This is a genomic window from Rhizobium pantanalense, from assembly GCF_030182525.1.
Classification (GTDB): domain Bacteria; phylum Pseudomonadota; class Alphaproteobacteria; order Rhizobiales; family Rhizobiaceae; genus Rhizobium.
In genome coordinates, this window is sequence record NZ_JAQJCH010000008.1 from 95,358 (window position 1) to 109,302 (window position 13,945).

14 protein-coding genes are annotated in these 13,945 nt (G+C 59.8%); 8 read left to right on the forward strand and 6 right to left on the reverse strand.

The annotated features are described in order from the left end of the window. Positions 1-155: 155 nt before the first annotated feature. From PH558_RS20835 to PH558_RS20850, 4 genes are all read right to left on the reverse strand, one after another. Complete coding sequence (locus tag PH558_RS20835) at positions 156-1,178, reverse strand: LacI family DNA-binding transcriptional regulator (RefSeq protein WP_095438704.1); 1,023 nt, start codon at positions 1,176-1,178, stop codon at positions 156-158. A 108-nt stretch (positions 1,179-1,286) separates the two neighbouring features. Then, complete coding sequence (locus PH558_RS20840) at positions 1,287-2,294, reverse strand: zinc-dependent alcohol dehydrogenase family protein (RefSeq protein WP_095438705.1); 1,008 nt, start codon at positions 2,292-2,294, stop codon at positions 1,287-1,289. Positions 2,295-2,304: 10 nt separating this feature from the next. Next, positions 2,305-3,075 (reverse strand): L-iditol 2-dehydrogenase, encoded by a 771-nt coding sequence (locus PH558_RS20845; protein WP_285206250.1) that lies wholly within the window; start codon positions 3,073-3,075, stop codon positions 2,305-2,307. 183 nt (positions 3,076-3,258) lie between these two features. After that, positions 3,259-4,572: an ABC transporter substrate-binding protein gene (locus PH558_RS20850; protein ID WP_285206251.1), complete on the reverse strand. Its 1,314-nt coding sequence runs from the start codon at positions 4,570-4,572 to the stop codon at positions 3,259-3,261. A gap of 277 nt (positions 4,573-4,849) precedes the next feature. On the opposite strand from PH558_RS20850, the gene PH558_RS20855 reads away from it, so the two are divergent. Further along, positions 4,850-5,848: a tagatose kinase gene (locus PH558_RS20855; RefSeq protein ID WP_285206534.1), complete on the forward strand. Its 999-nt coding sequence runs from the start codon at positions 4,850-4,852 to the stop codon at positions 5,846-5,848. Beyond that, positions 5,845-7,113, forward strand: a complete 1,269-nt coding sequence (locus PH558_RS20860; RefSeq protein ID WP_285206252.1) for a D-tagatose-bisphosphate aldolase, class II, non-catalytic subunit — start codon at positions 5,845-5,847, stop codon at positions 7,111-7,113. Before PH558_RS20855 ends, PH558_RS20860 begins: the two co-directional genes overlap by 4 nt. A gap of 33 nt (positions 7,114-7,146) precedes the next feature. Here PH558_RS20860 and PH558_RS20865 read toward each other — a convergent pair whose 3' ends face one another. Next, the gene (locus PH558_RS20865) at positions 7,147-7,722 is read right to left on the reverse strand and encodes a peroxidase-related enzyme (protein ID WP_285206253.1); all 576 of its coding nucleotides are present in this window, start codon (positions 7,720-7,722) and stop codon (positions 7,147-7,149) included. Further along, entirely contained in the window at positions 7,719-8,201 is a 483-nt protein-coding gene (locus tag PH558_RS20870; RefSeq protein WP_285206254.1) for a CMD domain-containing protein, read from the reverse strand. The genes PH558_RS20865 and PH558_RS20870 overlap by 4 nt, the downstream gene beginning before the upstream one ends. A 160-nt stretch (positions 8,202-8,361) precedes the next feature. Here PH558_RS20870 and PH558_RS20875 point away from each other — a divergent pair, with 160 nt between their 5' ends. From PH558_RS20875 to PH558_RS20900, 6 genes are read left to right on the forward strand one after another with little or no spacing between them, the layout of a single operon-like run. Then, entirely contained in the window at positions 8,362-9,360 is a 999-nt protein-coding gene (locus PH558_RS20875) for a LysR family transcriptional regulator (RefSeq protein WP_285206255.1), read from the forward strand. After that, the gene (locus tag PH558_RS20880) at positions 9,357-10,847 is read left to right on the forward strand and encodes an NAD(P)-binding domain-containing protein (protein ID WP_285206256.1); all 1,491 of its coding nucleotides are present in this window, start codon (positions 9,357-9,359) and stop codon (positions 10,845-10,847) included. The genes PH558_RS20875 and PH558_RS20880 overlap by 4 nt, the downstream gene beginning before the upstream one ends. Next, entirely contained in the window at positions 10,840-11,580 is a 741-nt protein-coding gene (locus tag PH558_RS20885) for an amino acid ABC transporter ATP-binding protein (RefSeq protein ID WP_285206257.1), read from the forward strand. Before PH558_RS20880 ends, PH558_RS20885 begins: the two co-directional genes overlap by 8 nt. 14 nt (positions 11,581-11,594) lie before the next feature. Further along, positions 11,595-12,413 carry an amino acid ABC transporter substrate-binding protein gene (locus tag PH558_RS20890; protein WP_285206258.1) on the forward strand — a complete coding sequence of 273 codons (819 nt, stop codon included), beginning with the start codon at positions 11,595-11,597 and terminating at the stop codon, positions 12,411-12,413. A gap of 56 nt (positions 12,414-12,469) precedes the next feature. After that, positions 12,470-13,177 (forward strand): amino acid ABC transporter permease, encoded by a 708-nt coding sequence (locus PH558_RS20895; RefSeq protein WP_285206259.1) that lies wholly within the window; start codon positions 12,470-12,472, stop codon positions 13,175-13,177. A 16-nt stretch (positions 13,178-13,193) separates the two neighbouring features. Further along, a complete protein-coding gene (locus tag PH558_RS20900; RefSeq protein WP_285206263.1) occupies positions 13,194-13,886 on the forward strand; it encodes an amino acid ABC transporter permease in 693 nt (230 codons plus the stop codon). Positions 13,887-13,945: the final 59 nt, after the last annotated feature.

The window sequence follows — 13,945 nt, forward strand, 5'->3', positions numbered from 1 at the left end:
ATATGCATAGCATTGAATGGAATAAACCCCGCCCAACCCCATAGGAGCGAAAATGGAGGCGGGATGACGAAGGCAAGCGCCATTGTTGGGGCAATCAGCGGCGCGGAGCAGGCTATATTGCAGCTCGCTGTTTCGGGTTTATGCCGAGCTTGATGCTAGGCCGATTCCCGTAGCATCAGGTCAGCGGACAATAGAAATCGCGCAGTCGAGGTTTCTTCGACCTGATCCTCGCTGTCGTCATTGTCGCCGAGCCTGCTGAGAAGCATATCAACCGCCCGCCGGCCGATTTCGCTGACATTCTGCGCGACCGTCGTGATCGGCGGACAGGCGTATCGCGAAAGGGGATGATCGTCGTGTCCGGCAATGCGAATGTCGGACTTGGCGCCATGCCCGACTTTAAGGCCCATCTTGTAGGCAGCGGCGATCGCACCGAATGCAATTCGGTCGTTTGCGCAAAGGATGGTTTTCGTCGGCAATCGTTTCAGGTCGATGAGGCGCGTCATCTCATCGAACCCGAATCTTTCGAAATCCCACGTTCGGATTTTTGTCGAAGGCAGGATGTGTGGTGTCAAACCGAACCGCGTCATCGCGTTGACATAGGCGGCTTCACGCGTACGCGCGTTCGTGTTCACATCGGGCATGCCGAGATAGCTCGGCGGCTCGCCTGAACGGCACAGATAATCGACGATCAGTCCAAAGCTTTGCTGGTTATCGGTACCGACGAAAGCGGAAGTGTCATCCAATGGCGAATCCACATAAACAAGCGGAACGCTTCTGCCGTATTCCGCCAGAGTTTGCTGGTGGGACTCCACCCCGAGCGGTGCGATGATCGCGCCGGCCACGTTCAACGATTTGAGGGTACGGATCGCCCTGTCCTCAAGGTCGGACTGCCCATCCGTCGACAAGACAAGCGGAAAGAACCCCGCCTCTGTCGCCAGCGCTTCAATCCTTCGGGTGAGCGCCATATAGAACTGGTCGGTCGAGTTTGGAATAACGATCCCAACGATATTGGTCCGGCGCCGATTGAGGTTGACGGCAAAGAGGTTGGGCCGAAATCCTGATTTCTTGAGCGCAACTTCGATAGTCTCGCGCGTTTTCTTTCGGACTGAATTCGGATCGTTGAAGTATTTGGACACCGTGGGACGAGAAAGGCCGACAAATTCCGAGAAGTCCTCCATTGTCCTGATCGGTTTCGGCACGATGTTGTCTCCAGACTCTATGGAAAAGTGTCTATCCGACTCTTTATCGAGGGAAAAGAGAGTTCCTCCCCTTGGGAGGAACCGAGATTATTCCGCGGCAAATTGCACCTTCATCGCGGGCGTACCGCCACTCTTGGTGAAAAAGGGCAATACCTCTTTGAGCGGAAGCCGATGGGAGATCAGGCGTGCCATCGTGCCGTTGTCCTTGCGAAGCAAATCGAGGGCAGCAGGCAGGCTCTGATTCAATGAGTGCGAGCCGGCAATCGTCAACTGACGCCGGAAGATGTCGAAGGGCGATATCGAGACCCGGGCGCCGGGCGCACAGACGCCGAACACCAAGATCGCACCGCCGTCCTGCGCAAATTCCGGCATGCTTTCCACCACGGTCGGAACACCCGTCGCATCGGCCACAAGATCGAAAGATCGTTTGCGACCCTCGAGTTCCGGGGACGCAGGGTGCAGGGCCTCCAATCCCAGCTCGCTGGCAAAGCTCAGCCGGCTTTCATCGATATCGGCAACGACGACGTCGCTGACGCCCTGCGCCCTGATCGACAGGGCAAGTAGAAGCCCGATCGGACCGCCGCCGAATATCAGAGCGTTTTCCGCGCGCCGTGCTCCGGTTGTCAGGCCGATATTGCCGAGCCCGTTAAGCACGCAGGCGAGCGGCTCGGCCAATGCCGCGACATCGAATGAAAGCTCGCCGATATCGTGCAGGTGAGACACCCTGACGATGCTATATTCGGCAAAGCCCCCGTCTTGCGTGACGCCGTAGGCCTTCAGCTCCTTGCAAAGATTTGTAAGTCCCTTCCGGCAAAGATTGCAGGTGCCACACGGCAGGTTGGGGTCGACGGCGACCCTCGCACCCGGCCGCAAGCCGGTGACGTCTTCAGCGACCGCCTCGACCACGCCTGCATATTCGTGGCCGGGAACCAGAGGAAAGCGCCCTTCGCCGTAGCGGCCGTGGAGAACGTCGATATCCGTGTGGCAGACCCCCCCAGCCTTCACGCGGATGAGGGCGTGTCCCGGCGCCAAAGCGGGCAACGGCATATCGGCCAGCCCCGCAACGCCTTTTTCGGTGAAACATATTGCCTTCATGTCGGATCCCTCAGCTCATCCAGTTGCCGCCATCGACATTGTAGGTCTGTGCGAGAATGTAATCGCTGTCCGAGGAGGCAAGAAACACTGCAAGACCCTTGATATCGTCGGGCGTTGCGAACCGTCCGATCGGAACGGACTTGGCAACGGCAGCTTTCTTCTCGCCCGGCTTCAGGCCTTCCCATTTCGCGAAATGGGCGTCGACGATATCCCAGTGCTCGCCATCGACCACGCCAGGTGCGATGGCGTTTACGTTGATGCCGTATTTCACCAGGCCCAAGGCGGCCGATTGCGTTGCCGAAATGATGGCTGCCTTGGATGCGCAATAGAGCAGCACCAATGCTTCCCCACGGCGCCCGGCCTGGCTTGCCATATTGATGATCTTGCCGCCGCGGCCGCGGGCAATCATGACGTTTGAAACGGCCTTCATCATGAAGAGCGGACCCTTCAGGTTGATCGAAAAGACCTTCTCATAACTGGCCTCGGTGATCTCGTTGATGGGAGCCATGTCGAAGATGGCGGCATTGTTCACCAGAATGTCGATGCCGCCGTAGGTCTGGTCGACCTCCTTGACGACGGCGTCGATGGCCTGGAGATCGGTGACATCGAGTTTCATCGCCTCTGCATTCGACCCGAGGTTTCTAGCCGCCTCGGATGCTCTTTCGATATTGATATCGACGATGACGACTTTCGCGCCTTCCTTGATGTAGGCCTCCGCAAAGCCAAGTCCGATGCCACGCGCACCGCCGGTGATGAGTGCGACCTTGTCTTTCAGCTTCATGATATTCCTCCCTGATAGAGGTTGCGCCTGATGCGCAACATTGGTGGTGATAGGATTGGCTTCGAACCTGCGCAGCGCGATGCCGTTTTCATCGAAAAGATGGCTGGAGTTCCGACAGCCGACGCTGCCGGAACCCTCCGGGAGGAAGCCCGCGGTCGCGGCACCGCGGGCAAGCCGGCTCCCTCATTTAGGGTAGCCGGCCTTCTTCATCTCGCGCTCGACCTGCTTCTGGGCATTGTCGAGAGCGGCATCGACGGTTTGCTGGCCCGCAAGCGCCGACGCGATCTGTTGACCGACGATCGTTCCGATCCCCTGGAATTCCGGGATCGCGACAAACTGGACGCCGGTGTAGGGAACCGGATCCTTGGTCGGATGTGCCGGGTCGGCGGACAGGATGGCCTTCTCGACGGTGGCAGCAAAAGGCGCAGCCTTCTGATACTCGGGCAGGTCGTAGGTGGACTTGCGAGTGCCGGGCGGAACGGCAACCCAGCCCTCCTTCTCGCCGACCGTCTTCACATATTGCTTGGAAGTGGCCCACTTGATGAAGGATTTCGCCGCCTCGTCCTTGGTGGAAGAGGTTGGAATCGCGAGGTTCCACGACCATGACCAGCTCGATCCGTTCGGAGTCACGTTGACCGGAGCGCGCGTGAAGGCGATCTTGTCGGCCACCTGGCTCTGCTTGGGATCAAAGACACGGCCGGCTGCAGAGGTGGCATCGATCCACATGGCGCAATGACCGGTCGAGAACAGAGCCTGATTCTCGTTGAAGCCGTTTGAGGTCACGCCGGGAGGGCCGTCCTTCTTCATGAGGTCGACGTAATCGGTGATGGCCTTCTTCCACGGTTCGGAGTTGATCTGCGGCTTCCAATCCATGTCGAACCAGCGGCCGCCATAGGTGTTGATCATGGTTCCGAGGAAAGCCATGTTCTCGCCCCAGCCCGGCTTGCCGCGCAGGCAAAGGCCATATTGCCCCTTGGACTTGTCGGTGAGCTTGTCCGCAAATTCCTTGATCTGATCATAGGTCGGCTGATCGGGCATCTTGAGACCTGCAGCGTCGAACAGATCCTTGCGATAGAGGGTAAACGAGCTTTCGGTGTAGAACGGTATGGCGTAGAGCTTGCCGTCGACAGTCAGGCCGGATTTGATGGGTGCGAGCAGGTCACCATAGTCATAATCATCGCCGAGATCGTCGATCGGCTGAAGCCAACCCTTCTTGCCCCAGATCGGCGCCTCATAGCCGCCGATGGTCATGATGTCGTATTGGCCGCCCTTCGTCGCGATGTCCGTCGTCAGCTTCTGGCGGAGCACGTTTTCTTCGAGAACGACCCAGTTGAGCTTGTTGCCCGTCTGTTTTTCCCACTCGGGAGAAAGCTTTTGCATGATGATCATATCGCCATTGTTGACGGTGGCGATGGTCAATTCCTCAGCCTGAGCCAAACCTGCGGCCAGCGTGCAGCCGGCCGCTGAAGACAGCATTACAGCAAGAATCCTCTTCATCGTCTCGCTCCTCCTTACGAGCGTTGGCGCACAAGATTACGTGCGTAAATATTAAATTCTCCAGCGTGGGCTCAGAGTCAATCGATAATTATTGACAGAAGATGATGCGCTTTGGCGATATATCACTAAACAATTGAAAATAAAACATATTATCCTCAATTTCATATCGATGTGCCTGTTTGTGATTAAAATACGCACTTTTACAAAAATTTTCATGCGTAAACTTATGATTGACGCGAGCCTTTGGAAGACGTACCTGCACAATGCAGCAGGGAGGATGAGCACGATGACGGTTCACAATGGGCGCATAGCCCCGGAAAGCTTTGGCCCGACGATCACGGTCGGGGAGATACTCGTCGAGATCATGGCGCGCACCACCGGGTCCGGATTCAAGGAGCCTCAGGCGCTCATCGGCCCGTTTCCGAGTGGCGCACCGGCAATATTCATCGATCAGGTCGCTCGCCTCGGCGGCGCGGCAGGCATCATCGCAACGGTAGGGGCCGACGATTTCGGCGCTGTGAACATAGAACGCCTCACGCAGGACGGCGTGGACACGTCGGCCATATCCATCTCGCCCGATCGACCGACCGGAAGTGCGTTCGTCCGCTATCGCGACGACGGATCGAGGGACTTCATATTCAACATCATGCATTCGGCGGCGGGCTCGATAACCCTCAACCGCTCGGCGGAAATCTTGATTGCGAAGGCCGGACATGTCCATGTGATGGGATCCGCATTTGCAATTCCAGGGGCAGATAAGGCTATCGATGCCGCCATCAGTTCGGTTCGTTCGCGCGGCGGATCGGTTTCATTCGATCCGAACGTCCGCAAGGAACTCCTCGGGTCCGGAAATTTCCGGAGCCAGTTCGAAACCATGATCCAGAATGCGGATCTTTTGCTGCCATCCGGCGAAGAGCTTTTTGTGGCCGCGGGAACGGACGGGGAGGCCGCGGCCATCAGGGCGCTACAGGCCCGTGGTGTCGGCGAAATTGTATTGAAACGCGGCGAGAAGGGAGCGACCTTCTTCGGGGCCTCGGACGCGAGATATGATTTCCATGGGTTCGAAGTTGATGAAGTCGATCCAACCGGCGCAGGAGATGCCTTTGGCGCGACTTATTTGACGTCGCGCCGGCAAGGCCTTGGCCCGGAAGTCTCCTTGGAGCGGGCCGCCGCAGCTGGGGCCTATAACGTGACCCGGATGGGCCCTATGACCGGTCTGCCCGACATCGCACAGCTTGACTTTTTCCTGTCCACCAATCCACGGAGAGCGGCATGAACCTCTTCCTCAAAAGCCTTGCAGATGCGCGCCGCGCGGGCAAGCCGGTTGGAATTACGTCGGTGTGCTCGGCGCACCCGCTCGTGCTTGAAGCGACGATGTCGCTGGCTCGGCGGGAGGGCGGTCCCATCCTGATAGAGGCTACCTGCAACCAGGTTAACCAGTTCGGCGGCTATACCGGAAAAACGCCGGCGGATTTCGCCGGAGATGTTCTCGCGCTCGCCGAGGCCAACGGGGTGGCGACGTCCGGCGTCATCCTCGGTGGCGACCATCTCGGACCCAATCCCTGGCGGCGAGAGAGCGCCTCCGCGGCAATGGCCAAAGCTGAGGTCATGGTTGCGGAATATGTGAAAGCGGGCTTCACCAAAATCCATCTCGACACTTCCATGGCATGCGCCGATGACCCATCCGCCCTCGACGATGCGATCGTGGCTCAAAGGGCGGCAAGGCTTGCCAAAATTGCCGAGCAGGCTGCGCGGGAAGTGGGCACCAAGCCGCTCTACGTGCTGGGGACGGAAGTCCCGGTGCCGGGAGGCGCGGACCACGCGCTCGATGTCGTTGAGCCGACCGGGGCCGAAGCCGCCAGGGCCACCATCGAGACTCATCGCGAGATTTTCGCAAGAGAAGGGCTATCGGAGGCATTCGACAGATGCATTGCCTTCGTCGTTCAGCCGGGCGTAGAGTTCGGCAATGAAAACGTGGTTGGCTACAGACCTGAGCTCGCTAGGAAACTGACCAGCGTGCTCGATCATGAAGTGGGTCTGGTTTTCGAAGCGCATTCGACCGACTACCAGTCGGAAAGTGCGCTGACCGCACTGGTGCGCGACGGATTTCCAATCCTGAAGGTTGGGCCTGGATTGACGTTCGCGCTGCGAGAAGGCCTCTTCGCGCTCGACTTGATCGCAACGGAACTTGAGCCGGACTACAACCGCAACCTTGCCGTCACCATGGAGCGCCTCATGTTGAAGCATACAGGCGACTGGGCGGGACATTACCACGGCAGCGACGAGGCTATCCGGCTTCAACTTCGCTACAGCTACAGTGACAGAATCCGTTATTACTGGGGTTATCCGGAAGCTGTCGGCGCCGTTCAAAAGCTCACCGATACACTTCATGGCCGCGAAATCCCGCCGACGCTGGCAAGCCAGTTCCTCGGGCGGATGGCAGACAGGATCGGCGCGAAGGACAGTGTAGACAGGATCGCCAAGACGTTTGTCGGCGATGTCCTCGAAACATACGGCCGTGCATGCCGGCAAGCCGGCTGACCGATCCAGAACGGCTCTCTTGGTCTATCCCGCCTAATCGGCTACCGGCTCGCCGAGCGTATGCATAAGACGGTTCGCCCAGCCGAAGATGGCTGACGACAGCACGAGGTCGAGGGATTCCAATTCAGAGAAGCCCACATCGGCCAATGCCTGCGCGTCGGCTTTCGTGGCCTTGGGCGGCGTTGGCGAGAGGCGTGCGGAAAAATCGAAGATCGCCTGCAGGTGCTCGTCGAGTTCCGCATCGAGGCCGTCCGCGAAGATTGCTTCGATCACGTCGGTTCTTTTGGTCTGGCTGATGAACCGGGAGGCGTGAACCGCGGCGCAGTAGACGCAGCGGTTGACGACGGATGCGGCCGTCGCGCCCAGTTCTCGCTCGCTCGAAGCAAGCCCGTCCTTTCCGTACATGATCAGATTGAACAGGGGAGAGCGGACGGTGAGCGATTCCGGATCGTGCGCAAGCGTCAGAACATAGGGTGAAATGCCTTTGTTGGACGGCGTTACCTGCATGGCCGCGCGCTGTTCCTCGGTCGCAGTCTCCAGGTCGACCGGAACGACATAGGGCTGCCAACGCGGAATTTTGGTGGTGAAAGCGTGGACGACTTCGCTCATTGTCTTGCTCCGATCAGTGCCAATCCCGCGATGACGCGCACCTGGTAGTTCACGAAGGCCGCCAGTTCGGAGAGCCGGACGATGTCGGCATCGGTCACGCCGCTGGCGCGCAATGCTTCTATGTTCGCGCGGGTTGCCTCCCTTGGTGCGACGGTCAGCCGGTCGGCGTGACGTACGATCTCGGCGACGCGTAAATCCTCCACAGTCGTGCCCGGTTCGGAGAGCCGGGCAATCGCGGGTTCTCCCGCCCGTTCCACGAGAGCATCATAGTGGCGCGCCAGGGCCACGTTGTGATTTTGCCGGGCCATGCGGGCGGCAAGTGCTGCCCGAAGTCCATGGGACAGACCGCCGGGATCGCGCGGCAGCAGCACGGCGTCATGGGCTGCTTCGCTCAGGCGCAGGATCTCCGCGCGCTTTTCCATGGCTTCGGCGAGCGCCGAGCCAGGCTTCACGGAGACTAGGGTTTCGATGAGTGTCAAAACAGGCTCCTCGCTGCGTCTGTGGGATGGCATCTAGGTAGGCGCAGCGTGTCATTATGTCAAATAATAATGATAGAGCGGTTTCGATGCAAAAAAATTATCTAATTCCGATCGTCAAGTGAGAATTCCTATGCTTTACTCGCATTAAGAGGAGTGGTTTATGTCATATATGCATTCTAACTCTTTCGATATTCGGCAACTTGAAGCCTTCGCAGCCGTAATTTCCGCAGGCAGCGTGACCGGGGCAGCGCGGCTGCTGGGCCGATCGCAACCGGCAGTCACCAGGCTCATCCAGGATCTGGAAGCCGATATCGGCTATGCGCTCCTGCATCGAAGCGGTCCACGGATCACACCGACCTCGCGGGGCGTGCTGTTTCATTCCGAGGTCGAGCGTCATCTCGCCAATCTCACGCATATCCGTGAGCGTGCGGAGGCGATCGGTCGTGATGAGCCGCCGACGCTGACGATCGCGGCCACGCCGTCGCTTGCTGCGGGCGTTCTGCCGCAGGCACTTGCAGCCGTCGCCGCGAATCTGATCCCGCGTCACCTGCATGTGCAGGCGCTTGCGGCCGAAAACGTCGTTCAGGCCGTGCTCGCCCGCTCGGCGGATTTCGGGATTGCAAGCCTGCCGCTCGAACATCCGGGCCTCGAAATACACTGGATCGCGGAGGCGCCATGTGTCGTCGCTATCGGCGCAAACGATCCGCTTGCCGACCGCGACGTGGTGCGTCTTGCCGATCTCGCCGACCGCCGTATCATCACCCTGGCAAATCCATATCGCTTGCGGCACCGGGTCGATGAGGCGCTGGAACGGGCAGAGGTCTCGCCGGACCGGATCATCGACGTCAATGCTTCATTGACGGCGCTTTCGTTGGTTCGGGCAGGACTTGGGGTTGGCATCGTCGAGCCGGCGACCGTGGTCGGCGTGCCGCTTGACGGTGTCGTCATGCGCGTGCTCGATCACACCATCCCCTTCCTGTTTGGCGCGATATCGCCAGCCGCGCTGCCGCTTACTTCAACGATCACAGCCGTGATCGAGGCGGCGCGCGCGGTGGCTTTGGCGATGCCAGGCTGCCGCCTGTTCGACTCGAGCGGCGCAGAAGCGCTGGCCGATACCGTTTACGGGCGGGCTCCGCGACCTGAGGGAGCGTCGATATGAGCGATCTGTCCACCTTGCCGGACGGCCTCGATGCTCTTGAGGCGCGGCTGCGGCAGGATCTCGCCTGGCTGGAACTGCCGGCCAAATCCTGGGTGCCGCCGCGCGTGGTTGACGGTCAGCCTGTCGTCGATGTCGTCATCATTGGTGCAGGCATGGCCGGGCTTGTTGCGTCCGGTATGCTGAAGCGTTTCGGGGTCGCCAACCATCTTGTCCTCGACAAGGCGACTGCTGGTCAGGAAGGGCCGTGGGTCACCTTCGCCCGGATGCGAACGCTGCGTTCTCCGAAGCAGCTCACCGGTCCGGCGATGGGGCTGCCCGCTCTGACGTTTCGTGCCTACTACGAAGCGCGTTTCGGCCGCGAGGCGTGGGTCGCGCTCGACCGCGCGCCGCGTGAGACGTGGATGGAATATCTGATCTGGTACCGCAAGGTGCTCGAGCTGCCCGTCCGCAACGGTGTGACGGTCGATGCGATCCTGCCGCGCGAGGACGGAATGCTTGATCTTGTCTGCATCAAGGATGGCCTCAAGGAGACGATCATTGCGCGTCATGCGGTGTTGGCGACCGGCCGCGATGGTCTGGGCGGCCCGTTCGTGCCTGATGTCGCGAAAAGCATCGGCCGCAAGTACTGGGCGCATACCGCTGAGGATATCGATTTCGCGATGCTGCGCGGCAAGCGGATTGGCGTTGTTGGTGCCGGAGCCTCGGCGATGGACAATGCCGCGACCGCTCTCGAAGCCGGTGCGGCACGGCTCGACATGTTCGTGCGCCGCAGGGAGCTGCCGCGGATCAACAAGTTCACCGGCATCGGCAGCCAGGGCGTCGTGCATGGATTTGCCGGCCTCCCCGATGAGTGGAAGTGGCGCTTCCTCAATTATGCCATGGGTCAGCAGACACCGCCGCCGCGGCCGAGCGTCTTGCGCGTCAGTTCCTTCCCGCAAGCCCATCTCCATCTTGAAAGCCCGATCAGCGGGCTGGAGCAGGAAGGCGACCACGTCATCGTGACGACGCCAAAGGCCAGCTATCCCGTCGACTTCCTGATCTTCGGAACGGGTTTCAAGATCGACCTGAGCAATCGGTCAGAGCTTGCCGCCTTCGACCCGCATATACGCCTGTGGCGCGATCGCTTCCCGGTGCCGGCGGCAATGCCGAACGCCGAACTCGAAGGATCCCCCGATCTCGGAGAGGCGTTCGAGTTCCTCGAAAGGGAGCCGGGCTCGTGCCCGACGCTGGCCAAGATCCACTGCTTCAATTTTCCGGCGACACTCAGTCACGGCAAGCTCACCGGCGACATCCCGGCAATCAGCGAAGGTGCCGACCGTCTGGCGCGTGGCATTGTCCGCGCCCTCTTCGTCGCCGATCGCGATAAGCATTTCGAAAACCTCCAGGCTTTCGACACGCCGGAACTCCTCGGTGACGAGTGGGCAGACGACGATACCAAAGAGCCTTCCGAATATCTTCCGAAAGGACCTGAGACCCGAAATGCTTGAGATCAAGAACCTAAAGCTGTCCTACGGAAGCACGCAGATCCTGAACGGCGTCGACCTGTCGGTGAAACGCGGCGACGTGGTGTCGATCATCGGCCCGAGCGGCACCGGCAAGACCACGCTTTTGAAGTGCATCAACCATCTGGCCGAGCCGTCTTCCGGCTCGATCGCGTTCGACGGCATCCGCATGGATTACGGTCGCCCCGACAAGGCCGCCGTTCAGGCGATCCGTCTTCGCACGGCGATGGTCTTCCAGCAGTTCAACGTCTTCAAGAATATGACGGTCATCCAGAACGTCATGGACCCCCTGATGGTCGTTCAGCGCAAGCCGAAGGAAGAAGCCCGCGCCATCGCCCTTAAGGAGCTTGAACGCGTCGGTCTTGCCGACAAGCTCGACAATTATCCCTCCCAGCTCTCAGGCGGTCAGCTCCAGCGGACCGGTATCGCCCGCGCCCTGGCGGTCAAGCCAGACGTAATGCTGTTCGACGAGCCGACCTCGTCGCTCGATCCCGAGCTGGTGAACGAGGTTCTGAAGGTGATCAAGGATGTGACATCCTCGGGCATCACCTCGCTCCTCGTTACCCACGAGATGCAGTTCGCCAAGAACATCTCGAACCGCATCGTCTTCATGGACCGGGGCGTCGTCGTGGCAGACGGAAGCCCTGCCGAAATCTTTGACACACCCTCCAACCCGCGCCTCGCTCAATTTCTCAATTCCGAACGCGCGATCCAGTAGAAAGGATGCCTGAAATGACTTCCCTGAGTTCAATCTCGCGCCGTGGCCTCGGTCTCGCCGTAGCAGGCGTCGCGATCGCCTTCGCAACCGCTTCGTTCGCCGAGGAGGTCCGCACGATCAAGATCGCCACCGCTGCCGAATCGAAGCCGCTCTCCTGGGGCGCGATCGGCGTCGAGCCGCAGGGCTACGAACCCGACGTGCTGAAGGCGATCAACGCGAAGCTGCCCCAATATAAGTTCGTCATGGAAGGTGCAGCCGACATCGCGCAGGAAACCGGCCTTGCGACCGGCAAGTACGACATCGCGACGGGCGGCTATTACCGCGCACCCGCCCGTGAAAAGCAGTTCCTCATTCCCGACGCGCCGATCGGTGCGAGCTTGATCAAGATCTATAGCCGCAAGGATAGCGGCATCAACGAGATGAAGGATCTGGTTGGCAAGAAGATCGTGCCCGTCACCGCCGGCGGCGGCATCTACAAGTTCGCCACGGCATGGCAGGAGCAAAATCCGACCTACAAGATCGAGATAACCGCCTCGAGCGCCGGCGTTCCTTATCCGGACCGGTTGAAGGAAGTGCAGAACGGCAAATACGATGCGCTCGTGTTGCCATCCAACCTTGGCGAGCAGACCGTGATCGACCAGCAGAAGCTCGAGATCAAGACGAGCGAGCCGGTCGCGATCAATCAGACCTTCGTCCTGATCCATCGCTCCGAGGAGAACAAGGCCCTCGCCGATGGTATCGACAAGGCTCTGAAGGAGCTCAAGGCCGACGGCACGCTTGCCAAGCTCTCGCAGAAGTGGTTCGGCGAGGACATCACCACGTACATGAAGTAACGCCGCCCTCCGATCCCGGCGATCAGGCCAAAGACTGAAAGAAGGAGTGTTCCGAAGTGGACCTTTCCGCAATGATCCCAGAGCTGCTTTCGGCCCTGCCGCTGACGCTCGCGATCACGTTCACGGCCATGATCGCCGGCTTCGTGCTGGCTTTGATTGCGACGACATTTCGGGTTCGCAGGATCCCGGTGATCAGCCAATTGGCGGATCTCTACGTATCCTATGCCCGGAGCGTGCCTGTCGTGCTGCAATTGTTCGTCGCCTTCTACGGGCTTCCGGTGCTTGTGGGTGCGTTCGGCGTCGCGGACTTCGTGTCTCCGACCATCGCCGCGATGCTGGGTTTGAGTCTCTATCACGGAGGCTATCTGTCCGAGGTCATGCGGCCCGCCTATCTCGCCGTCGAACGTGGCCAGCACGATGCGGCGGACAGTCTTGGCTATACGTTCCGCCAGAAGCTCACACGCGTTCTCGGCCCGCAGGCGGTTCACATCGCGCTCCCCGGCTACGGCAATTCGATCATCTATCTGATCCATAACGTCGCGCTCGTCATGTATATCGGGGCGGCCGATGTCATGGCGACCGCACACCTTGTCATGGAGCGTGACTACAACCAGTACCAGTTCGAAACATACCTCGTGCTGGCGGTGCTCTATTCGCTGCTTTGCCTGGTCGCCTGGTCTATCGTCCGCTTTTTCGAGCTTCGTTCCGCGAGATTTTCTCCAGGCGCGAAGCGCGGCAGAACCACGCTGATGGCAAGCGTCTGATCGAGGGAGTTCCTGCATGTTCGATATCGACGTTCTTCTCCCCGATCTTTGGGACATATTGGGTGCAGTACCCCTCACGCTTGCGATGGCGCTTGCGATCTTCGTCTTCTCGACGATCATCGGCAGCCTGTTCGCCATGGTCGAATATCGGCGGATTCCTGTCCTGCGCCAGCTTGTCGTCGCCTACAAGGTCGCGTTCAAGGGTGTGCCGATGGTCGTGGTGATCTTCCTCGCTTACTATGGCCTTCCCTCGACCCTGCAATTCCTGACATCGCTGGTTGGCGTGGACTATAACGGCCATTCGACGCCAAACTGGGTCACGCTCATCGTCGCCCTGACGGCCTGCGTCGCTGCCTTCCAGGCGGAAGTCGTCAAAGGCGCGCTGAACTCTTTCGACACCGGCCAGGCCGACGCAGCGTATTCGCTCGGCTACAAGAAGAGCCAGCTCTTCCGCCGGGTCATGCTTCCACAGGTCATCGTCGCGGCGATACCGGATCTTGCCAATTCCTTCATGGTCATCATGAAGGCGCTTTCCCTGGGGTTCGCCATCGAGGTGGTCGATATCTTCGCGCAGTCGCAGCTGACCGCCGCGCTGAACTTCTACTATCTCGAGGCCTTCCTGGTCGCGGTCGTGATCTACATGGTGATAGCCTATGCCGTAACCCAGATTGCAGACAGGACGGAGCGAGCGCTCAGGGTGCGGACTTGAGCTCGACCCAACGCTTCCGACCCTGCAAGCCAAGATGGTCTCTATGGGCTGATCGCCTT